The 22036-nt window shown below is 64.9% G+C and carries 20 protein-coding genes; 8 read left to right on the top strand and 12 right to left on the bottom strand.

Annotated elements, in window-relative coordinates; genetic code table 11:
• Nucleotides 1-142: 142 nt before the first annotated feature.
• The 5 genes from EP837_RS11320 to EP837_RS11300 all read right to left on the bottom strand — a co-directional run bounded on the left by EP837_RS11320 (nt 143) and on the right by EP837_RS11300 (nt 3846).
• The gene (locus tag EP837_RS11320) at nt 143-541 is read right to left on the bottom strand and encodes an HK97 family phage prohead protease (RefSeq protein ID WP_066527580.1); all 399 of its coding nucleotides are present in this window, start codon (nt 539-541) and stop codon (nt 143-145) included.
• A complete protein-coding gene (locus EP837_RS11315; RefSeq protein WP_066527579.1) occupies nt 538-858 on the bottom strand; it encodes a DUF6127 family protein in 321 nt (106 codons plus the stop codon). The genes EP837_RS11320 and EP837_RS11315 overlap by 4 nt, the downstream gene beginning before the upstream one ends.
• A complete protein-coding gene (locus tag EP837_RS11310; protein ID WP_066527578.1) occupies nt 848-2008 on the bottom strand; it encodes a phage portal protein in 1161 nt (386 codons plus the stop codon). Before EP837_RS11310 ends, EP837_RS11315 begins: the two co-directional genes overlap by 11 nt.
• A 103-nt stretch (nt 2009-2111) precedes the next feature.
• Complete coding sequence (locus EP837_RS11305; protein ID WP_066527570.1) at nt 2112-2450, bottom strand: hypothetical protein; 339 nt, start codon at nt 2448-2450, stop codon at nt 2112-2114.
• A 61-nt stretch (nt 2451-2511) separates the two neighbouring features.
• Nucleotides 2512-3846 (bottom strand): DNA-packaging protein, encoded by a 1335-nt coding sequence (locus EP837_RS11300; RefSeq protein ID WP_066527562.1) that lies wholly within the window; start codon nt 3844-3846, stop codon nt 2512-2514.
• An 85-nt stretch (nt 3847-3931) separates the two neighbouring features.
• On the opposite strand from EP837_RS11300, the gene EP837_RS11295 reads away from it, so the two are divergent.
• On the top strand, nt 3932-4381 hold the full coding sequence (locus tag EP837_RS11295) for an acetyltransferase (protein WP_066527560.1): 450 nt from the start codon (nt 3932-3934) through the stop codon (nt 4379-4381).
• Between the two features lie 364 nt (nt 4382-4745).
• Here the strand turns inward: EP837_RS11295 and EP837_RS11290 are convergent, their stop codons facing one another.
• From EP837_RS11290 to EP837_RS11275, 4 genes are all read right to left on the bottom strand, one after another.
• Nucleotides 4746-5321, bottom strand: a complete 576-nt coding sequence (locus tag EP837_RS11290; RefSeq protein WP_066527558.1) for a hypothetical protein — start codon at nt 5319-5321, stop codon at nt 4746-4748.
• A 141-nt stretch (nt 5322-5462) separates the two neighbouring features.
• Nucleotides 5463-6110, bottom strand: a complete 648-nt coding sequence (locus EP837_RS11285) for a glutathione S-transferase family protein (protein ID WP_066527556.1) — start codon at nt 6108-6110, stop codon at nt 5463-5465.
• Between the two features lie 64 nt (nt 6111-6174).
• The gene (locus EP837_RS11280; protein ID WP_225870540.1) at nt 6175-6939 is read right to left on the bottom strand and encodes a hypothetical protein; all 765 of its coding nucleotides are present in this window, start codon (nt 6937-6939) and stop codon (nt 6175-6177) included.
• Between the two features lie 77 nt (nt 6940-7016).
• On the bottom strand, nt 7017-7259 hold the full coding sequence (locus EP837_RS11275) for a hypothetical protein (RefSeq protein ID WP_066527552.1): 243 nt from the start codon (nt 7257-7259) through the stop codon (nt 7017-7019).
• 118 nt (nt 7260-7377) lie between these two features.
• On the opposite strand from EP837_RS11275, the gene EP837_RS11270 reads away from it, so the two are divergent.
• The 6 genes from EP837_RS11270 (at nt 7378) to EP837_RS11245 (ending at nt 16170) form a co-directional block, all read left to right on the top strand.
• Complete coding sequence (locus EP837_RS11270) at nt 7378-8013, top strand: YqaA family protein (protein WP_066527549.1); 636 nt, start codon at nt 7378-7380, stop codon at nt 8011-8013.
• Nucleotides 8014-8024: 11 nt separating this feature from the next.
• A complete protein-coding gene (lnt, locus tag EP837_RS11265; protein ID WP_066527547.1) occupies nt 8025-9617 on the top strand; it encodes an apolipoprotein N-acyltransferase in 1593 nt (530 codons plus the stop codon).
• A 59-nt stretch (nt 9618-9676) separates the two neighbouring features.
• Nucleotides 9677-10882, top strand: coding sequence for a methionine adenosyltransferase (metK, locus tag EP837_RS11260; RefSeq protein ID WP_066527544.1), 1206 nt, complete (start codon nt 9677-9679; stop codon nt 10880-10882).
• A 217-nt stretch (nt 10883-11099) separates the two neighbouring features.
• The gene (locus tag EP837_RS11255) at nt 11100-11279 is read left to right on the top strand and encodes a hypothetical protein (RefSeq protein WP_066527542.1); all 180 of its coding nucleotides are present in this window, start codon (nt 11100-11102) and stop codon (nt 11277-11279) included.
• A gap of 178 nt (nt 11280-11457) precedes the next feature.
• Nucleotides 11458-12153 (top strand): tRNA (guanine(46)-N(7))-methyltransferase TrmB, encoded by a 696-nt coding sequence (gene trmB / locus EP837_RS11250; protein ID WP_066527540.1) that lies wholly within the window; start codon nt 11458-11460, stop codon nt 12151-12153.
• Nucleotides 12154-12432: 279 nt separating this feature from the next.
• Nucleotides 12433-16170 (top strand): calcium-binding protein, encoded by a 3738-nt coding sequence (locus tag EP837_RS11245; RefSeq protein WP_066527539.1) that lies wholly within the window; start codon nt 12433-12435, stop codon nt 16168-16170.
• Here EP837_RS11245 and EP837_RS11240 read toward each other — a convergent pair.
• Genes EP837_RS11240 through putA form a run of 3 tightly spaced genes read right to left on the bottom strand, consistent with a single transcriptional unit; the run spans nt 16163 to nt 20998 of the window.
• Complete coding sequence (locus EP837_RS11240) at nt 16163-17086, bottom strand: NAD(P)/FAD-dependent oxidoreductase (RefSeq protein WP_066529276.1); 924 nt, start codon at nt 17084-17086, stop codon at nt 16163-16165. The genes EP837_RS11245 and EP837_RS11240 overlap by 8 nt on opposite strands.
• Nucleotides 17087-17108: 22 nt before the next feature.
• The gene (locus tag EP837_RS11235; protein ID WP_156518482.1) at nt 17109-17351 is read right to left on the bottom strand and encodes a hypothetical protein; all 243 of its coding nucleotides are present in this window, start codon (nt 17349-17351) and stop codon (nt 17109-17111) included.
• 41 nt (nt 17352-17392) lie between these two features.
• On the bottom strand, nt 17393-20998 hold the full coding sequence (gene putA, locus EP837_RS11230) for a trifunctional transcriptional regulator/proline dehydrogenase/L-glutamate gamma-semialdehyde dehydrogenase (RefSeq protein WP_066527534.1): 3606 nt from the start codon (nt 20996-20998) through the stop codon (nt 17393-17395).
• A 120-nt stretch (nt 20999-21118) separates the two neighbouring features.
• On the opposite strand from putA, the gene EP837_RS11225 reads away from it, so the two are divergent.
• Nucleotides 21119-21973, top strand: a complete 855-nt coding sequence (locus EP837_RS11225; protein ID WP_066527531.1) for a glucose 1-dehydrogenase — start codon at nt 21119-21121, stop codon at nt 21971-21973.
• Nucleotides 21974-22036 lie beyond the last annotated feature (63 nt).

Below are 22036 nucleotides of genomic sequence, written 5' to 3'. Positions count from 1 at the left end.
AAACAAAAAAGGCGCTCCCAAAGGACCGCCCGAATAAACCCTCCCCCTCGACAGATGGGGAGGTTTGAAGAGAGGCACGTGACTCTCTTCAACGCCAAAGGCGGTGGAGGGGAGCGCCCTCAGGGCGCTGCAACAATTGCCCCTACCCCTCCACCGCAATAACCCGCGCCAAAGGCTGCATCGGGTGCGTCACCACGCTCACCTCCACCAGTTCCAGCGCCAGCAATTCGCGCGGCGAAGCTCCCCGAGCCTCCCGCACCCGATAGCCGAAGGACAAGCCATCCACCGCGCGATCCTTCAACGCACGCGCCGCCGCCCTCCCCGCGCCAGTCCGTCCCGAAACCCGTCCGATCACGCGCAGCCCATGGCGGTCTTCCTCCACCCGCTCGACCGTGCCGATCGCCTCGCCCGGCGAATGCTGCCACAGCAACGGCACCCCCGCCGCCACGCCAGCGAACGCCCCTGGCCGCACCACGTCACCGCCATGATCCACCCGGTCAAACACCGCCGCATAACCGGCAAAGCGCAAATCCTCATTCATCCGCGCACCATGTCCGTAAGCCCCGCCTTCACCGCCACGCCCAGCAGCACCAGCGCCATGACGATCCGCACCGCCCAGCTGACCACCGCCCCGCGCGCCGCCTTTTTCGCATCGCGCCAGGCGGACAGCAGCTCGCGCAACTCCCGCACATCCCCTTCCGCGCTCCGATCGGCCAGCCCCAACCGCTCCAGCGCCCGCCCCGCGCCCAGCTCGCTTGCCTCCTCGATCAGCGCGCGGATCATCACCATGTCCATCTGCCCCGGCGCGCCCTCGGCCTGCGCCACCAGCCGCGCCAGCATCTCGCCATCATATTTCATGACACCCGCCTCCCGCCTTCGATAAAATTCCCAGCATCGCCTTCTTCTCGTCCGCGGTCAGAAAATCCGCCGAAGCCACCCGCTCCCACAGGGCCGCGCGCTCCTCGGACAAGGCCGGCACCGCATCCAGGTCCGCCGACAGGCAAAGCTCGGGCCACCATCCCTGCAACCCCTGCGCCAGCCCGCCGCAGATCTTCGCCACCAGCGGCAGGATCGTCTGCCGCCACAGCGCCTTGTTCGCCTCGCGATAATTGGCGTAGCTATTGTCGCCCGGCAGACCCATCAGCATCGGCGGCACCCCGAACGCCAACGCAATCTCCCGCGCCGCCGCCGCCTTCAGCCCCACAAAATCCATTTCCGCAGGCGTCAGGCTCATCGCCTTCCAATCGAGCCCGCCCTCCAGCAACATCGGCCGCCCGGCATTGGCCGCGCCGGAGAAAGCCCCCTCCATCTCCCGCTTCACCCGCTCGAACTGCTCGGGCGACATCACCGACCCGTCGCCCGGATCATAGACCATGGCCCCCGAAGGCCGCGCCGCATTGTCCAGCAGAGCCTTGTTCCAAACCGTCGCCGCATTGTGGATCGCCACCGCCCCGGCCGCCGCGCCCACGCAGCCCAGCCCATAATGATCGTCCAGCGGATGCAGCGCCTTCAGGTGCAGGATGGACGCCCGCCCCGCCCCATCCTCGGGCAGCAGCCGGGTCACGCTCTCGCCCACCCGGTAGAGATAGGCTGCAGGCCACCCTCGCGCGTCCGCCTCCACGCTCACCCGCTCGGGCCGCAGCGCATAAAGCTCGCCCGGCTTTCCGTCCGCGCCCGCCATCACCTGCACATAGCCATTGCCATGAAGCAGCAAATGGCTCGTCAGCGTCTCGACCAGCCCCTGCCCCGCCGAACAGCGCGTCAGCAGAGAAGCCACGCGCCCGCGCTCCCCCTCCTCCACTCCATTCACCAGCAGAGCCGTCGCGCCCGCCCCCTCCGACACCAGCCGCAACGCACGCTGCGCCACCGGATTGCCGATCACGCCGCTGCGCACCTGCGCCTCATAGGAAGCTGGCCATTCGCCCAAAGCGACCGCACCCGATCCCCAGGCACGCGCCAACACCGGCCGCGCGCCCGAACGCACGGCCTTCGCCCCAAAAAATTTCATGGAAACACCCCGCCACAAAAAATCCTCTCCCCTTGAGGGGGGAGAGGACAGTGAAACTCGGCGGCCAACAGCCGCCTAGCGAAACTTGGAGAGGGGAACCGCCCTACGGATTCCGCGCCAACACCCGATCACAGGCCGCGTTCGTCCCCTCACTCTTCCCGATCACACGCCCAGCCACAGCCCCAGCAGCGCCCGCCAGCAAGGACTCACCCAAATTCCCGCCAGCCAGCGCCCCAACGCCAGCACCACCGGCCGCGCCAATCACCGTCCCGCGATCCCGCCCCTTCTTCGCCTGCAACAGGCAATAGCGCACCTCATCCCGGTCACGCGGTGCTGCCCGAGCCACCCGGGCCCGTTCCTTGCCATTGAGGGAGGCAGCCATGACCGGCGTCGCAACCAGCGTCGCGCCAGCAGCTATCATCATGAATTTGGCCAGCTTCATTTGCCTTCACTCCTCGGAAAATTGACCCAGGATAATACGCAGTGCCGTGCGGCGCGGTTCCTCAAACCGCCCGCACCCGCGCATCCCCGCGCCGCCCCAGCATCAACTCCGTCAGCGCCCACACCAACGCATCCGCCCGATCCGGCGACCTTCCAGGTCCCACATAGCCGCCGCCGGCCACCAGCCCGCACATCTCATCCTCCAAAGCCCAGAAAGCCCCGCGATGCCGCACCCGTCCGGCCTCATACAGTGCCGCGACCGGCTCAGCCCGCGCCGCCTTTCCCCGGCTCGCATGCACCAGCCGCACCGGCAGCGCCGCTTCCGCCGCGCGCAGCACGCTCTCCACCATCGCCCCGCCATTATTGGCCTCGGCAATCACCCGATCCGCCCCATGTAGAGCCGCCGCATAAGCGACAGCGCGCGCCCATCCTTCCGGCGTCGCCTTCTCGACACTCGCATCGGCAATTACATAAGCGCGCCCATCAGGCCCAAGCCCCACCACGACGATCCCGCACGCATCGCCATGCGCCGAAGCAGGCGGATCGACGCCCACGACCACGCGCGACAGCAACGCCTCGCCATCCTCGCGCCCCGGCACATGCACCACCCGGCACCGCTCCAGCAGATCGCGGGTCCAGAGCGCGCCTTCAACCTCGGCGATCAGCTCGCCGTCCAGTTCCTGCCGCCCCAGTCGCGTCGCGCCATAATTCTGCTCCATCGCCGCCACGAAGCCTTCCGCCAGGTTCGCGACATTGTCCGCCGTTCGCCCGCGCGTGACGACAACGTCAGCGCCACTCCGCGCCACCAGCCCGCGCACCAACGGCACCGGGCGCGGCGTCGTGGTCGCCAACAGGCGCGGGCGCGTTCCCAATCGCATCCCCATCATCAAATTGTCCCAAGCCGCCTCCCCATTCGGCCATTTGGCGATCTCGTCGGCCCAGCCATGGCTGAACTGCGGCCCGCGCAGCGATTCCGCCTCCGCCGCACCAAAAAGGATCGCCATAGCCCCATTGGGCCAGATCAGCCGCCGCAACGCGGGCGAGAAGACGGGCCGGTTCCACCATGGCGCAACCGCCAGCAGGCCGGAAGGCCCCTCCACCATCACGCTGCGCGCCTCGCCCAGCGTCGCGCCGACCAGCGCGATCCGCGCCGTCCCGTCGCCCTCCGCGATATGGCGCACCCACTCCGCCCCGGCCCGCGTCTTCCCAAAGCCGCGCCCCGCCATCATCAACCAGATGCGCCAATCTCCGGCGGGAGCAAGCTGTTCCGGCCGCGCCAGCCACTCCCAATCATGCGCCAGGGCCTGCGCCGCCGCGCCATTCAGCCCGACCAGCACCCGCTCACGCGCCTCGTCCGGCAATGTCGCCAGCCGCTCAAAATCCGAAATGCCACCCATTTGGCCTTGCTCCCCTCGCCGCGCTCAGCCTTTGTTCCGTCGCCCGCCCCTTCGTTCGCGCCGCTTCGTCGCTATATGCGTGCCCATGATCTCTATCCGTCCCGCCCGCGCCGCCGATGGCGCCCGCCTCCTCGACATCTGGCGCCGCGCCGTAGATGCGACCCATGACTTTCTTGAAGCCACCGATCGCCAGGCGATCGATCAGGAAGTGTCCGCTTTCCTTCCCCAATCCGCCGCCTGGCTCGCTACCGACGCGGACGACCGCGCCGTCGGCTTCATGCTGATCGACGGCACGCACATGGACGCGCTCTTCATCGATCCCGACTGGCACGGCAAAGGCGTCGGCCGCTCGCTCGTCGAACATGGCCTCGCGCTCCATCCCGCCATGACCACCGACGTGAACGAACAGAATGAGGGCGCGCTCACCTTCTACGAACGCATGGGCTTCGCCCGTACCGGCCGCTCCGACCGCGACGGTCAAGGCCGCCCTTACCCCCTCCTCCACCTGCGCTACGCGCCGGAAACGGGTCGATAATCTCAAACAGCTTCGTCACCCCGGTGATCCGGGATCCCGCTTAACATTGCCGATCAGAAGAAGCGGGATGCCGGCTCAAGGCCGGCATGACGGTAGAGTTGTTGGCTAACGGCCAAGTTCCGACATTGCGCCAGCCCACCCCTCGATCAAAGTCACGTGCCTCTGATCGATCCTCCCGCAAGCGGGAGGGGAGCGAGACTTGCCGAACCGCAGGTGAGGCTTAGTCGCAGCGGGGTCGGCTGTGCGGCGTTCGCAATCCACTCCAACCCCGTCATCCCAGCGAAAGCTGGGATCTCATAGGCGACCGCCCATCCCAATCCAGATGCAGCCTCCCGCCGATATGACGGGTAAAAATAACCTCATCTCACCCCACCCCACTCCTCTCCCGCACCATCTCCAGCGCCTTGCGCAACCGCTCGACCGCATCCTCGCCATCCGGCCGATCCGCCTCGTCGGCAGAGCGCCTGTCGCCCGCCTCACGCCGATGCTGCACCAGCAGCCGGACAGCCACGGCATTGGGATGCCCCCGCTTCACCTTGCGGCTCTTCACCATGCCCTCCGCGTCCAGCGTCACCTCTTCTTCCTCGGTGCCGAACAGCGACTGGCGCAACAGCAGCGCCTCCAGTTCGGCATAACCGATGTTCAGCGCCTGCGCCCATTCCCGCGCAAAGCCCGGATCACGCCGCTTCTGATAATAGGCGCTCGACAGGTTCTTGCCCGCGACCCGCGCCGCCTCGCTGACGTTGCAGGTGGCGGCCAGCGTCTCCATGAAGATTTTGCGCCGCTCCGCCGTCCATCCATCCTTGCGGACGGCCCGTAGCTGCGCACCGCTCCCCGCCGCGCCGCGTTGACTGTGCTGCACCTTCAGCATGCGGTCCGGCGCGTCGCTCGCCTTGCCTGAAAAGCGCCGCACCGGGCCCGCCTCATTCTTCCCCGCCATGCCTGACCCCCAATAAAAAGGGCCGACCCAACCGGACCAGCCCTTGCCGCGCCGCCGCTGTGGCGACTCACAATTCCCAATATCGACATTGCTGCCAGAACAGCGTGACGATGTCAAGATAAATGTTCCAAATAGGTTATATCAGCTTGCCTTCATCCGTTCGATCTGGGTCGCCTCCGCCGCCAGGGCGCTCGCAAAACTCGGCCGCGCACGCATCTGCTCTACCCATTGTTCCACCTTCGGCCAGCGTCCTTCCACGACCAGCTTGCTGCAATAGCCGATGTTAATCAGCGGAGAGGCCACCGCGATATCGGCCAAGGTAAAGCGATCCTCCACCAGAAAGCCGCTCTCCGGCAAGATATTCTCCAGATAGTCGAGCGCCCGCGGCAATGCTTCCGCCTCGGATTTCTCGGCCGCCGCCAGATCCTGCGGCAGGCCCAGCAAGGGCGCGACCATGCGGTTGAAGAAGATCGGCATGCCCGCCGCCTGCACGATCGTGTCGCCAAATTCCTCATACCAGATCGTCCGCGCCCGCGTCTTGGGCTCCATCGGGATCAGGTTGGGCTCGGGTTGAACGGCATCCATATAGGTTATGATGGCCGTGCTGTCGCTGATCAGGAAATCGCCATCCTGGAAAGCGGGTATCTTGCCGAAGGGAGATGCCTTTGCAAAAATGTCCCCGCCCCGCCCGAAACCACCGGGTTGCACCTCGATTGCCAGCCCCTTTTCTTCGGCGAAGATGATGACCTTCCGCACAAAGGGCGATGGGCGCGCGCCGTAAATGATCATGATGTTCCTCCCTGATGATAAACGGGAGGCATCATGCCGTTTAAGTATCGAAACGCAACCTAATTCACATGCCCGCCGCGCCGCTGTCCGCCGGCTTGCGGCTGTAATCGATCCGGATGCGGACCCAACTGCCGATCATCGGCTTGCCGTTCACCCGTGGCGGCCGCACCAGAAATTGCCATGCGGCGAGCCGCACCGCCCGGGCAAAGCCCGACCCCTGCGGCGATTCGCCCAGCGCCTGGCAGTTTTCGACGCGGAAATTCTCGACCGTCTTGCACGCCACCAGGCCCCAGCCATCGCCCGGCGCAGTGGCCGGAATGTAGGTCGCCAGTTCGGCAGGGCTCGGCCGCCTGTACCATTCCGCCTCGAACAGCTGCACGCCGCCGGGGCCTTCGCCCGGCCCCGCCGCCATGCTGCTGTTGCCCTGACCGGACGCACCTTCGCCAGCGTCCTTTTTCGGTATCTTCCCAATGTCCGCCGCCGCCATTTGCATGCTGTCCATCTCCAGGAAGGGCATGGGCGACGGCAGGACAAGCTTCTCCAGGTCCTTGGGCCTTTTCACCGGCGGCGTCGGTTTCGGCGGAGCGGGGGACGCCGCAGCCGCCTTCTCCTTCCGCCTCTCCTTGCTCTTCTCCGCGCGCGCCTCCTGTTTGGCTGGCGCTGGCGCCATTTCGAAGGTCACGGGATTGCGCGGATCCTCCACCCGCTGCTCCAGCTGCGGCGCCATAGTCAGCAACGCCAGCAGCAACAGCCCGTTCAGCCCCAGCGCGAACAGCACCCCCCCGCCGCGCTCGCGCAGCCTGGACCATGATGGGGAAGAAAATGTCACAGGGTGAAAACCGGCCGGGCTGCTGAGCGGGGAAGTGGGTCTTGCCCAGACGTCACCCGTCCGTCAACGCCGTCGCGTCAGCACACATCTTCCTCTCGGACGAGTGGACGGCTTTCGCGGGTCGCCCGCATCCGGCTCACCGGGTCCTGCTCGTCGGACGTCAGCACGACATGATCGTCATGCACCTCCAGCAGCACGCCTGCAAAAGGCATGCCCGCCAGGCTTCCCGTCACGCGATAACTCACCGCGTCGCCTACCTTGAAGGTCGCGGGGTCCGTGTTGAACTCGAACGGGCACCCGCCCTCTCCCATGCCCAGCATGAATTTTTCTCCTCTACGCTCGATTCTACGCCGCCCAAGCAACGGATCAACCCTTTCGCTCTGCCACGAAATCGAAAGCGCTGGCGGTCGGTTTCAATCTCCGCTAGGCCCGCCCCCGATGCTCACCAAGCTCTATCAATGGACGCTGGCGAAAGCCGCCCACGCCCATGCCGAACGCTGGCTTTTCGTCATTTCCTTTATGGAATCCAGCTTCTTCCCCATCCCCCCGCACCCGCTGCTAGGCCTCATGTGCCTTGCCCGGCCGGAACGGGCGATCCGCTTCGGCATCATCTGCACCATCGCGTCGGTACTTGGCGGCCTGCTCGGCTATGCGATCGGCCATTTCCTCTATGAAGCGGTCGGCCAGCAGATCCTGCACGCCCTCGGCCTCGCCGCGAAGTTCCCGGTCGCCGCCTGCTATCTGCGCGATTATGGGGCGGAGATCATCCTGGTGAAGGGCGCGACGCCCATCCCCTTCAAGCTCATTACCATCACGGCGGGCTTCATCGGCCTGTCGCTCTTCACCTTCCTCTGGGCCAGCATCATCTCCCGCGCCTTCCAGTTCATGCTGGTCGGCTTCCTCTTCTGGAAGTTCGGCCGCCCGATAAAGGCGTTCATCGAAAAATATCTCGGCCTCCTCTCCGCCGCCTTCCTGATCTTGGTGGTGGGAGGATTCATCGCTGCCTCGATGTTGTCCGGCGGTGGGCATAAGAGCGACAAGTGCAGCCACGCCACCATGGCAACCCTGCGCTGATCCGCTCCCCGATGAAGGCTGTTCCGGACCGCTTTCCAAAGCTCGCCGCCCTGCTCGCAGGCTTTCTGTCGGCGACGGGTTTTGAGCCGCTGAAGCTCTGGCCCGTCACTCTCGCCTGTTTCGCGCTGCTCCTCTGGCTCATCGAACGCGCGCCCGATCGCCGCGCCGCCTTCACCCGCGGCTGGCTGTTCGGCCTTGGCTATTTCACCCTCGGCCTCAACTGGATCGCCCACGCCTTCAGCTTCCAGGACGCCATGCCCCACTGGTTCGGCTATGGCGCGGTGGTCCTCCTCTCCCTCTATCTCGCCGTCTATCCGGGCCTCGCGACCTTGGCGGCCTGGTGGCTTACCAAAAATCTCCCCTCCCGTTTACGGGAGGGGCCCGGGGTGGGCCGCGAGCGGAGCGAGCGCAGCGCCCTCTCCCTCACCCTCCTCTTCGCCGCCTGCTGGATCGCCAGCGAATATCTCCGCGCCATTGTCTTCACCGGCTTCGCCTGGAACCCGCTCGGCGTCACCCTCCTCCCCACCGGCATGGCCATCGCCGCCGCCCTCATCGGCACCTATGGCCTTGGTGCGCTCGCCATCCTAGCCGCCGGAGCCATCCTCCTCGCCCTCCGCCGCCACTGGACCCCCGCCGCCGCGATCTCGCTTCCGCTCTGCGTCCTCGCGCTCTGGGGCCTGCTCACGCCCGCTCCCCCAACGCCTGCAGGCGCACCCCGCATCCGCGTGGTTCAGCCCAATATCGGGCAGGACGAAAAATACTCCCCCGAACTGGAAGAGGCGCACTTCCGCACCCTGGCGCGGCTGTCCGGAGAGCCTCGCCCCGCCCCGCGCCTCATCTTCTGGCCCGAAGCCGCCATCCCCGCCTATCTCGACATGGAACCGCAATGGCGCGGCCGCCTAGCCTCCTTGCTCGGTCCCGGCGATCTGCTGATGACCGGCGCTACCAAGGTCTATTTCAAGCGGGTCGAAGAAGGCGGCGTCACCACCAACGCGCTCGCAGGCGCGAACAACAGCCTCTTCATCGTCTCGCCCCAGGCGCAGTTGCTTGGCCGCTATGACAAGTCGCACCTGGTCCCCTATGGCGAATATCTGCCGATGCGCGCCATCCTCCAGCCGATCGGCCTGTCCCGCCTCGTGCCCGGAGACGCCGATTTCTGGCCCGGCCCCGGCCCGCAGAGCCTGACCCTCCCCGCCACGCTCGGCCGTCCCCAGCTCAAGATGGGCGTCCAGATTTGCTATGAGATCATATTCTCAGGCCAGGTGATCGACGCGAAGAACCGTCCCGCCTTCCTCTTCAACCCCTCCAACGACGCCTGGTTCGGCAGCTGGGGCCCGGTCCAGCACCTCGCCCAAGCCCGCCTGCGCGCGATCGAGGAAGGCATCCCGATCGTCCGATCCACCCCGACCGGCGTGTCCGCCGTCATCGACGCCCGCGGGCATGTTCTCCATGCGCTGGGCCTCTACCGCGCCGGGTTCCTCGACAGCACGCTGCCTTCCGTTCTGCCGCCCACGCCCTTCGCGCGGCTCGGCAATTGGGCATCCTTCCTGTTCATGGCACTGCTCGCCGGACTGGCCATTGCCACTCGCCGCACGACCCGCTAATAGGGCACATAAACTTTTCTTTATATCGCCTCAGACCCAAGCGTGTTAACGGGAGTCCTATGCGCAACAACTATCTCTTCACCTCGGAATCGGTTTCCGAAGGCCATCCCGACAAGGTCGCGGACCAGATTTCCGACGCCATCGTCGATCTGTTCCTGTCCAAGGACCCCGAAGCCCGCATCGCCTGCGAAACGCTGACCACGACCCAGCTCGTCGTCCTCGCTGGCGAAATCCGCTGCAAGGGCGTCTATGAGAATGACCAGTGGGCCCCCGGCGCGCAGGAAGAGATTGAGCGCACCGTCCGCGAAACGGTGAAGCGCATCGGTTACGAGCAGGACGGCTTCCATTGGGAAAGCTTCCGCTTCGAAAACAACCTCCACGGCCAGTCCGCGCACATCGCGCAGGGCGTCGATGCGTCCGGCAACAAGGATGAAGGCGCAGGCGACCAGGGCATCATGTTCGGCTTCGCCTGCGACGAAACGCCCGACCTCATGCCCGCCACGCTGGACTACAGCCACAAGATCCTCGCCAAGATGGCGCATGACCGCCATTCCGGCCGCGCGCCCTTCCTTGAACCCGACGCCAAGAGCCAGGTGACGCTCCGTTTCGAAAACGGCAAGCCCGCCGCCGCCACCGCGATCGTCGTCTCGACCCAGCATGCCAAGGGCTATGACGAGGGCGAGAAGGAAGCGGAACTAAAGGACTATGTGAAGGGCGTCATCGCTGAAGTGCTCCCCGGCGAGCTGCTCGGCGACGAAACCGTCTATCACATCAACCCGACCGGCAGCTTCGAAATCGGCGGCCCCGACGGCGACGCCGGCCTTACCGGCCGCAAGATCATCGTCGACACCTATGGCGGCGCATCGCCCCATGGCGGCGGCGCCTTCTCGGGCAAGGACCCGACCAAGGTCGACCGCTCGGCCGCCTATATCACCCGCTATCTCGCCAAGAACATCGTCGCCGCCGGGCTCGCCCGCCGCTGCACGATCCAGCTCGCCTACGCGATCGGCGTGTCAGAGCCTCTCTCGCTCTATGTCGATACCCACGGCACCGGCAGCCTCGATGACGCGAAGATCGAAGAGGCGATCAAGTCGATCAAGGAACTGGGCGGCCTTACCCCGCGCGGCATCCGCACGCATCTCGGCCTCAACAAGCCCATCTATCGCCCGACTGCCGCTTACGGCCATTTCGGCCGCAAGCCCGAAGGCGAGTTCTTCCCCTGGGAACGCACCGATCTGGTCGAAAAGCTCAAGGCCGCACTCTAAAGATCCGGCAAAATCCTATCAAAAGCGGCGCGCTGGGAAGACCCTGCGCGCCGTTTTGTTTTTGCCTGAACACCCGACGCCGTTCGCGCCGCGCCGCTTTTCATATCGCCAACATGACGAAAAGTTCATTAGCTTCCGGCGTGCTCGCGGCTCATAAAGTTCCCTGTCGAACCCGCACCCCTGTCGGGTTCGGCAACTCCTCTCAAGGAGACAGCCGATGACCAGATCTCTGACATCCGCTCTTGCCTGCATCGCCCTTCTCGCCGGCAGCGCCGCTCCCGCGCTGGCCGCGCCCTGCAAGGACGCAAAGGGCAAATTCATCAAATGCCCGCCTAAGCCGCTCGCCAAGAAGGGGCCGTGCAAAGACGCCAAAGGCCGTTTCGTCAAATGCCATTGAACTGACGGAACGGAGTCATCCGGTCGCACCGCATGCCATCGCCCGGCCGAGCAGCCCCGGCCGTGGCCCTGCGTGCCTCCCGTCCCGCATCTCCTCACCTTGGGGGCGGGAGGCACGCTTGCACAACAACGCGGCCTAATGCTTGCTCCCGTCGCCCGGCCCCGCTAAGCGCGCCGCCATGACCGCGCATAAATCCGGCGACCCCACCACGCTCAACCGCCTCTACGGCCGCCAGTCGGGCCACAAGCTCCGCGCGGGCCAGCAGCAACTCGTCGATACGCTGCTCCCTGCCATTTCCGTGCCGGAAGAAGGCGAAATTACCGCTGCCAACCTCTTCGGCTATGATCGCCCGCTCCATTTCGAAATCGGCTTCGGCGGCGGCGAGCATCTCGCCTATCGCGCCGACCTGCTGCCCGACCATGGCTTCATCGGCGCCGAGCCGTTCCTCAACGGCGTCGTCACGGCGCTCGGCCATATCCGCGACCAGGGCCTCGGCAATATTCGCCTGCACATGGGCGACGCGCTGCAGGTCCTTTCGCGCCTCCCCGATGGCGCACTGAGCTTCGTCTATCTCCTTCATCCCGACCCATGGCCAAAGGCGCGCCACGCCAAGCGCCGCATGATGAACCCCGGCCCCGTCGCGATGATCGCCCGCAAGCTGAAGCCCGGCGGCGAGTTCCGCTTCGGCACGGACCATCCGGTCTATCTGCGCTGGGCGCTGATGGTGATGAACGGCCACCCCGACTTCGACTGGCTGGCCAGCGATCCCAAGGATTTCCTCAACCGCCCCGGCGGCTGGCCGGAAACCCGCTACGAATCCAAGGCCCGCCGTATCGGCCACGAAGTCTGGTATTTCCGCTACAGGCGCCGCTGAAAAACCGCGGCGTAGGCGCGCGCGCTTGTGCGGGTAATAATCACAAAGACGCATGGAAGACTAAAGCTACAACAGCGCGTGATCCGGCTCCCCGGCGTGTAGACGCCCTCCTCCCGGACACTCATCTAATCCTTCTTAGATAGCCTCATCCAAATGCCCACTCGACGCTTGAGTGCGTCCGTATAACAAAATCGCGCGACGCTCTTGGTTCGTGCGGGGACAAATACAGGCGGAGGGCTCCTGTATGGCAAGGCAGTTTTCTGAGGCGGAGGGGGATGAATGGCGAACTTTTTCAATATCACCGGAAGTTCGACCGTCACCGGCACATCAGAGAAAGATCAGTTCTTCGCTTTCACCCGGTTAGTGAACCTCGATTATGTGCGTCCCGACGCAGTGCTTGCCCAGCTCAGCTGGGACACCGTCATCCTGACCGGCAGCGGCGCTCCTTACCGTCTGATCGCTTCCAACATCCAGATTTCGACCGATCTATATCTTGGCGGAACCGGCACCGACGTCATCTACGGCTCCAATCTGTCCGACGCCATTTTCTACAATAATGGCGTGATCTCCGGCGGGTTCGGAGGGTTCGACAATATCGAGCAATTCTGGCTGGCCGATGGCGACGATGTGATCGATCTCACCGCCCACGGCGTAGGCGGCATCGACTATGCGAAGGATGTTCTGGTCCAGGCCGGGCAAGGCAATGACGTCATCATAGGCGGCGCAGGCAAGGACAATCTTCAGGGCGACGCAGGCGACGACATCATCTTCGGCTGGCGCGGCAGCGACACCATATCCGGAGGGCTTGGCAACGATCTGCTCTATGGCGATGATCTGGGCTTCAATAATATCTCCGGCGACGACACCATCGACGGCGGCGCGGGGAACGACATTCTCTATGGCGGCCGCGGCAGCGACAAGATGTCGGGCGGCACTGAAAATGACATACTCTATGGCCAGGCTGGCGGCGACAGCATGTCGGGCGGCGCGGGCGATGACATTCTCTATGGCGACGATGCCAACACCAGCAGCAACGATAATCTGAGCGGCGATGCTGGCAATGATATGCTTTACGGCGGCGCTGGCGATGACGAGCTTTACGGCGGGACGGAGGACGACCTGCTCGATGGCGGAACCGGCAACGACTATATGCACGGCGGTGCGGGCAACGACCGGATTCTCGCTGGTGCAGGCAATGACCTCATCGATGGCAGCGCGGACATCGACACGCTGGTCTTCACCGGCAATCGCGCCGACTATCTGGTCGCCCTGCAAGCCGATGGCAGCTATATCGCCACCGACCAGCGGTCGGGATCGCCCGAAGGCGTGAAGACCATCCGCAATGTGGAATTCTTTCAATTCGCCGACATGACGGTGCCCTCGGGCGGATTGAACTATGCCCCCACCATCATATCGAATGGCGGGAATGCGACCGCAGCCATCACGATCGACGAAAACAGCGCATCCGTGACCACCGTCGCAGCGACAGATCCCGACGCGGGCCAGACGATCAGCTTCTCCATCGCGGGCGGCGATGACGCAGCCTTGTTTCAGATCCACGCCGCGACCGGAGCCTTGCGCTTCATCGCCGCGCCCAATTTCGAAAGCCCGCTCGACGCCAATGCCGACAATATCTACGACCTGATCGTGACAGCAAGCGACGGCAATGGCGGCGTCGATCAACAGGCGATCTCCGTGACCGTGCGTGACGTAGCGGATGGCTTCGCCCCGGTGATCGGATCAAATGGCGGCGGCCCAACCGCGGCCCTTACGGTCGATGAAAATACGGCGGCAGTAACCACCGTCGCCGCAACCGACGCGGACGGCCCCTCCATCACCTATGCTATCGTCGGCGGCGCAGACGCCGCTCTCTTCACCATCGATCCCGCCACGGGCCAGTTGACCTTCGGGGCCGCTCCCGACTTCGAAGCACCCGGCGACGCGGATCACAACAATGTCTATGACGTCATCGTACAGGCCAGCGACGGCGCCAATAACGACCGGCAAACGCTGTCCGTAACCATCGCCAACGTCAACGACAACGCCCCCATATTGACATCCTTCGGCGGAGCAGCGGCAGCGGCGATAAGCATCACCGAAAACAGCCTCGCCGCCGCGCTCGTCACCGCGACGGACGCAGATGGCGGGGCGCTGACCTACAGCATTGCTGGCGGCGCTGACGCGGCCCGCTTCACGATCGACGCCGCAACAGGGGCGCTGTCCTTCGTCACGCCGCCCGATTATGAAGCCCCCAGCGACAGCAACGCCGACCGGACCTATAATGTGACGGTCCAGGCGAGCGACGGAACGAACGCCGTCACGCAGGCGCTGGCGATCAGCATCACCAACGCCAATGACAACGCGCCGGTCATCACGTCCAACGGCGGCGGCGCATCTGCCAGCATCAGCATCGCGGAAAACCAGAGCGCGGTCACCATCGTGGCGGCGTCCGACGCGGATGGCTCCGCGCCTAACTTCGCGATCACCGGCGGGGCGGATGCGGCATTGTTCACGATCAATCCCCTGACCGGCGCGCTCAGCTTCACCAACGCCCCGGACTTCGAAAATCGCCTCGATGCCGATCGCGACGGCGTCTATCAGCTGGTGGTGGCGGCAAGCGACGGCACCGATATAGACGAGCAGCTTCTGTCGATCACCGTCACCGACATCAACGAAGCAGGCAAGACGATCACCGGATCATCGGGCAATAACGTCATCAATCCCACGACGAGCGTGCTCGGCTATCAGACCACGGCGCTCAACGACATCATATATGGCCTTGCGGGGAATGACGTCATCGACGGTGGTGGCGGTGCCGACTATATGGACGGCGGCCTCGGCAATGACAGCTTCTATGTCGATACCTATTCCGACGACGGTTTCGACGGCAATGACGATCAGGTCATCGAAGCGGCAGGCGGCGGGCTCGATCTCGTCTATGCCTCGGTCAGCTACCGCCTCGCGGCTCAGGTGGAAAAGCTGACGCTGACCGGGTCGGCATCCATCAACGGCATCGGCAATGATCTCGCCAACAGCATCACCGGCAACGATGCGGCCAACACCCTGGAGGGCGGCCTGGGCGCAGATACGCTACAGGGGATGGGCGGCGCGGACCGGCTGGACGGCGGCGACGACAATGACTCTCTCTATGGCGGCGACGGCGCGGACACGCTGATCGGTGGACAGGGCGAGGACCTGCTCGACGGCGGAGCCGGTGTCGATGTCATGACGGGCGGCGCTGGAAACGACATCTATGTCGTCGACAGCTGGTCGGACGATGGCATTGCCGGCAATGACGACCAGGTGATCGAACTGGCTGGCGAAGGGACGGACCAGGTCAACGCCTCGGTCACCTACCGGCTGACGAGCGAGGTCGAAAAACTCAACCTGACGGGCAGCGCCGCCAGCGACGGTTATGGCAATGACCTTGCCAACACCATCACCGGCAATGGCGCGAACAACCTGCTCCGCGGCGGCCTGGGCAACGACACATTGGCCGGCAATGGAGGCGATGATTTCCTCTATGGCGAAGACGGCCTCGACAATCTCGATGGCGGAGCGGGCAACGATCTGCTCGACGGCGGAGCTGGCGCTGACACGCTGAGCGGCAAGGCGGGGAACGACATTTTGAAGGGCGGCGTGGGCAAGGATACGCTGACCGGCGGCACCGAAGCCGACGCCTTCATATTCGAACGCGGCGACACGACGCTCAACACGGCAAGCTATGACCGGATCACCGATTTCAAAGCCGTCGAAGGTGACAGGATCGATTTCGACTTCCTGAACGGCTCCCTACCGGCGATCGATTATGCCGAGCGCGCGATCGCCACCAATGTCTTTGCCGACGCGCTGTCGGCCGCAAACGCCACGGCAGGCGTCAATCATGTGACCTTCGTCGCCGGAACTACCGACGGCTGGGTTTTCTATGACGCCAATGGCGACGGCGCGTTCGAACAGAGCATTTTGCTGGTGGGCGTGAACAGTCTTGCAGGCGTGGATTCCACCAGCTTCATTTGACCCGGCGCAGCAACAGGCATGTCTCTGCAATATCATTTCTTATCGTCGTAGCGGCGACCCCGCCCTCCCCCATGGCGTGGCTGATTTGATCCAGTCCCTTCGCCACATCTCCCGCGGCATAGAGCCCGGCGACGGTCGTGCGCTGATGATTGTCCACGATCAGGCAGCCGTCTTCCGTCCCCTCCGCGCCCAGCATCATCGCCAGTTCTGACCGGATGACCGATCCCAGAGCAGGATAGACTGCGTTATATCCGATCAGCCCTTGCGGGGTAGGCACAAGGATTTCGTCACCATTTATGCGAAGCGGCTCGCAGGGGCCATCCAGCATTTTCACACCGGCTTCCTCCAGCTTCTCCCGCTCTGCCTCCACAAGCGCATGGTCGCCGTCCGGCGCGATCAGCGTGACATCCGCAGTGAACATCCGCAGAAACAGGGCTTCATTCGATCCATGCGCCTGCGTGCCGATCACGGCGACGCGGCGGTCCGTCACCTCATAGCCGTCACAGATCGGACAATAACGCAGCAGTCCGCGAGCAAGAGCGGCATCGTGGATTTCCGGCGCGATCGGCGGGCGATTGTTCACCACGCCCGTCGCCAGCAGGATGATCCGCGCGCTCCAGCGCTCCTCCCCTATGTGGGCGATGAAGAGGTCGCCATCCTTCTCCAATTTCTCGACCAGGCCATGGGTCACGATGCCGCCAAATTCCGCGGCCTGGTCCCGCATGCGTTGGAGAAGCTCCTTTCCGGAAATGCCGCCCGGATAGCCCGCATGATTGCGCGTGCATGGGATCATGGCGGCCCGACTGTGCCCCGCATCGACGATTGCGATCTTCAGGTGAAAACGCGCGAGATAAATCGCCGCCGTAAGCCCTGCCGGACCAGCGCCGATGATAAGGCAATCGAGTGGCGCTATCATCTGCGATCCTTCAACAGCCAATTCACAGTGCCGCAGCACCTGGCGTGTCGAGAAGTTCCATCGCGCCGCACTTGCCCGGAGCGAGACCCTGCGCGGAACTCCCCGCATAGACGGGCATTTGGCGATAAGGCCAAGCTGGAAAGCGACAATGGACTCCTTCGCCGACCTTGATCGTCAATCGACCGCGCCCAATCGCCATGAGCGAAGGAGAGCCAAGGCGCTCGCCGGGCATCCGAAGCGAAAGACCTGCGGCTGCGGCTCGCACGCCCACCATCATTCCACGGATGAGCGGAGCGATAAGCCGGATTAATCCAGCATCATCAGGCTCGCATTCCCGCCCGCAGCGGTCGTGTTGATCGACGTCGAAACCTCTTCCAGCAACCAGTCGATGGCATAGGGGAGGTCGGGCTTTCCCCTCGCCGCATGGACCGGGACGATCGCTCCATCGCGAGCCGCAACCTCCCGCGCGACTTCAACAATCCGCTCGGGTCCACCCTCGACCAACGCCGCCGCCACCGCCCTGTCACTCGGTCCGGAAAAGCGCGCGGCAAGTTCAGGCGGCAGACGCTCAGGCAGCGCCATTCCCTCGATCACGCCATCATTCCCGCTCGCCAGCACCGCCGCTATCTGCTCCAGCAACCCGGCGCGCGTCGCAGGCCGCATCAGCAGCCATCCTCGGGAATGCAGCGCATAGCTGTTGCTCTCGCCCACCGGCCCGTCGAGTATCTGGCAAGCCCCCAGCATCGACGCGTCCGCATAGCGCCGCGCCATGGCGGCCGCCTCGCCCTCCCCTTCGCCCTCCAGCCAGGTGGCGAACGCCCCGATTGGCGCATAGGCGGGCGCCGCAGGCTCCACAGGCGCGGCCGGAACCGTGACGAGGCGGTTGATATAAAGCGGCCCACCCGCCTTCGGCCCCGTCCCCGAAAGCCCGCGCCCACCGAACGGTTGCACGCCGACGGTCGCACCGATCATGTTGCGATTGACGTAGAGATTGCCCGCGCGCACACGCCCGGTGACATGCGCGACCATCCCATCCAGCCGCGTGTGAAGCCCGAATGTCAGGCCGTAACCGGTAGCGTTGATGGCATCGATCAACTCATCCAGCCTCTCCCGCCGGAAACGCAGGACATGAAGGATCGGCCCGAACACTTCCCGCTCCACATCGGCAATCCGTGAAATATGGATGATGGTCGGCGGGACGAATGTGCCGTGCGCCGCCTCCTCCCCGAGTTCAAGCTGCTCCACCCGATGCCCGCGCGCGCGCATATGCTCCACATGCTGCTCCAGCTTCGCCTGCGCCTCTCGGGTAATGACCGGCCCTATATCGACCCCCAGCCTGTCCGTGCGCCCCACGCGCAATTCGGCCATCGCGCCATGCAGCATGTCCAGCGTGCGGTCAGCCACATCCTCCTGCAGGCACAGGATACGCAGCGCCGAACAGCGCTGGCCCGCGCTGTCGAACGCCGATGCGATCACGTCCGCCACCACCTGTTCGGCCAGCGCCGAGGAATCGACGATCATCGCATTCTGGCCGCCGGTTTCCGCGATCAGCGGAATGGGCCGCCCCGCCGGGGAGAGCCGCGCCGCCAACTGCCGTTGGATCGAACGCGCCGCCTCGGTCGATCCGGTGAACAGAACAGCGGCAACCTCCGGCGCTGAAACCAGCGCCGCCCCGATCCTGCCGTCACCGCAGATCAACTGAAGCGCGTCGTCCGGAACGCCCGCGTCATGCAATATCCGCACCGCCTCGGCGGCGATCAGCGGCGTCTCCTCGGCTGGCTTCGCCAACACGGGATTGCCCGCAACCAATGTTGCGGCAACCTGCCCCATGAAGATCGCCAGCGGGAAATTCCACGGACTGATGCAGACGGCTGGCCCCAGCGGCGTCTGCGCCGCCCCAAACGAAGCGCGCGCCTGCTCCGCATAATAGCGCAGGAAATCGATCGCCTCGCGCACCTCCGCAATCGCGTTGGGTGGCGACTTGCCCGCCTCGCGCATGATCAGGCCCAGCAGCAACGGCATCCGCGCCTGCAGCGCATCCGCCGCCCGCTCCAGGATCGCAGCCCGCTCGATGACCGGGCTCTCCCCCCAGCGGCTGGTCGCCGCCCGCGCCACGGCTGCACGCGCAGACTCTTCCCTACTCTCGGCCACGCTTCCCACCCGATCCCGATGATCGGCGGGGTTGAGCACCGGCCGGGCCGCCGACGTTTCGCCTGCCGGGATCGCCGTCCACGCAATTCGCGCACTGTTCCTCAGCGCCACCGTCAGTTCGGCCAGCGCATTCTCATCGCTAAGATCGATACCGGCCGAATTCAGGCGATCGCGATACAGGCGGGCCGGCGCAGCGATCCCCTCATGCTGTGCGCCCGGATCGGGCATCGCCAGCACCTGCTCGACCGGATCGGCGACAAGCGCTTCAATCGGCACGGCAGGATCGGCGATGCGATGGACGAAGGAGGAGTTCGCGCCATTCTCCAGCAAGCGCCGAACGAGATAGGCGAGCAGCGTCTCATGCGTGCCTACCGGCGCATAGATGCGGCACGGCCGACCCAGCCTCTCCGCACCCACCACCTGTTCGTACAGCGGCTCGCCCATCCCATGCAGGCACTGAAACTCCCAATCCCCCAGCGCAAAGTCCGGCCCGGCAAGATGATAGATGGCCGCCAGCGTCTGCGCATTATGCGTCGCAAATTGCGGAAACACCCGGTCGCGCGCCGCCAGCAGCCTCCGCGCGCAGGCAAGATAGGCGACGTCCGTATGAACCTTGCGCGTATAAACCGGATAGTCCGCCAGCCCATCGACCTGCGCGCGCTTGATCTCCGCGTCCCAATAGGCGCCCTTCACCAGCCGGACCATGATCCGCCGCCCGGACCGCTCCGCCAGATCGACGATCCAGTCGATCACGAAAGGGCAGCGCTTCCCATAGCCTTGCACCACGAAGCCAAGCCCGTTCCACCCCGCCAGCGCGGGATCGAACGCCAGGCTTTCGAACAGATCGAGCGACAGTTCGAGCCGGTCCGCCTCCTCCGCGTCGATGTTGAACCCCATGTCATAGCTTTTGGCCAACGCCGCGAGTTCAGCGACGCGCGGCAGCAGCTCGGCCATGACCCGATCCGCCTGCATGCGGCTGTAACGCGGGTGCAGGGCGGACAGCTTGATCGAAATGCCCGGCCCCGCATAGACGCCGCGCCCTGCCGACGCCTTGCCGATCGCATGGATGGCGCGCACATATTCCGCATGATAGCGGGCCGCTTCGCGCGCCGTCACCGCCGCTTCGCCGAGCATGTCGTAGCTGTAGGAAAATCCCTTCGCCTCCATCGGCCGCGCCCGCGCCAGCGCCGCTTCGATCGTCTCGCCGGTCACGAACTGCTCCCCCATCATGCGCATCGCCAGATCGACGGCGCGGCGGATCACCGGCTCGCCCGCCCGCGCGACCAGCCGCGTCAGCGCCGCAGCCAGCCCGCGATCGTCGATGCTGCCCACCAGCTTGCCCGTCACCACCAGTCCCCAGGTCGCCGCATTGACGAACATCGGCCGCCCGCCGCCCAGATGCGCGCCCCAATCCCCGCCAGCGATCTTGTCGCGGATCAGCGCGTCGCGGGTCCTGTCGTCAGGAATGCGGAGCAGCGCCTCCGCCAGGCACATCAGCGCCACGCCCTCCTGGCTGGACAACGCATATTCCTGCACCAGCACCTCAATGCCGCTGTTGCGCCTGCCCGCTCGCAATGCGGATACCAGGGCATAGGCCGTCTCACGGATGCGCGCCGCCAGCGGCTCGGGCACCGCAGCAGCGGCGATCAGCGGGCCAAGGCACTCTGCCTCATCCCGGCGATAGGCGGCCGTGATCGCGCGGCGCAGCGGCGCAGCCTCACGAACCGGCGGCGCAAAGGCGGCAAAAGGCGCGTCGAACATGACCAAAGCTACACCATCCTCCGGCAGAACATTTAACTAAATCAGCATCGGAAGCGGCCAGTTCCCATCCCGCTGAACCATCCCCTTCCCCATGTGTTGGCGGGAAAAAGGAGATGCGCGATGTCCGACAAACATGAAGAGATGATCCACGAAGACGGCCTCCCCGGCCACGAAAGCCAGCTCGAACCCAAGCCCGAATGGGAGCCCCGCTATCCCGGCTCCGGCCGCCTCGCGGGCAAGATCGCACTCGTCACCGGCGCGGACAGCGGCATCGGCCGAGCGGTCGCCGCCCTCTACGCCCGTGAAGGGGCCGACGTCGCCATCCTCTATCTCTGCGAACATGACGACGCGAAAAAGACTGCGCAGATCGTCGAGGGCGAAGGGCAGCAGGCGCTCACCATCGCCGGTGACATTGGCGACAAGGCGTTTTGCGAAGGCGCCGTCAAACAGGTCATCGATCGCTTCGGCGCGCTCGACATTCTGGTCAACAACGCCGGTGAACAGCATCCCGATCAGGACATTACCGACATCAGCGAGGAACAGCTGCGCCGCACCTTCCAGACGAATATTTTCGGCATGTTCTTCCTGACGCAAGCCGCCCGCCCGCACCTCAAAAAAGGCGCGGCGATCATCAACTGCACCAGCGTCACCATGTATCAGGGCTCATCGGAACTGCTGGACTATAGCAGCACCAAGGGCGCTATCACCGCCTTCACCCGCAGCCTTTCGGAAAATCTGGTAAAGGACGGCATCCGCGTCAACGCCGTCGCCCCCGGCCCCATCTGGACGCCCCTCAACCCCAGCGGCGGGGCAAGCCCGGAAAAGCTCGAACATTTCGGCGAATCCGTCCCCATGGGCCGCCCCGGCCAACCCAACGAAGTCGCCCCCGCCTTCCTATTCCTCGCCTGCGAGGACTCAAGCTACATGTCCGGCCAGGTCCTGCACCCGAACGGCGGCACGATCGTGAACGGATAGAGTTTCGGGCCATCGATGTTCGCCCGTCGCCGGAGCGCAGACTGGATGGCCTCGTCTCGTCAC

It is taken from the genome of Sphingobium sp. EP60837 (assembly GCF_001658005.1).
Lineage (GTDB): Bacteria > Pseudomonadota > Alphaproteobacteria > Sphingomonadales > Sphingomonadaceae > Sphingobium > Sphingobium tyrosinilyticum.
Note: the sequence above shows the minus strand (reverse complement) of the source record. Positions and strands in the feature narration are given on the sequence as shown.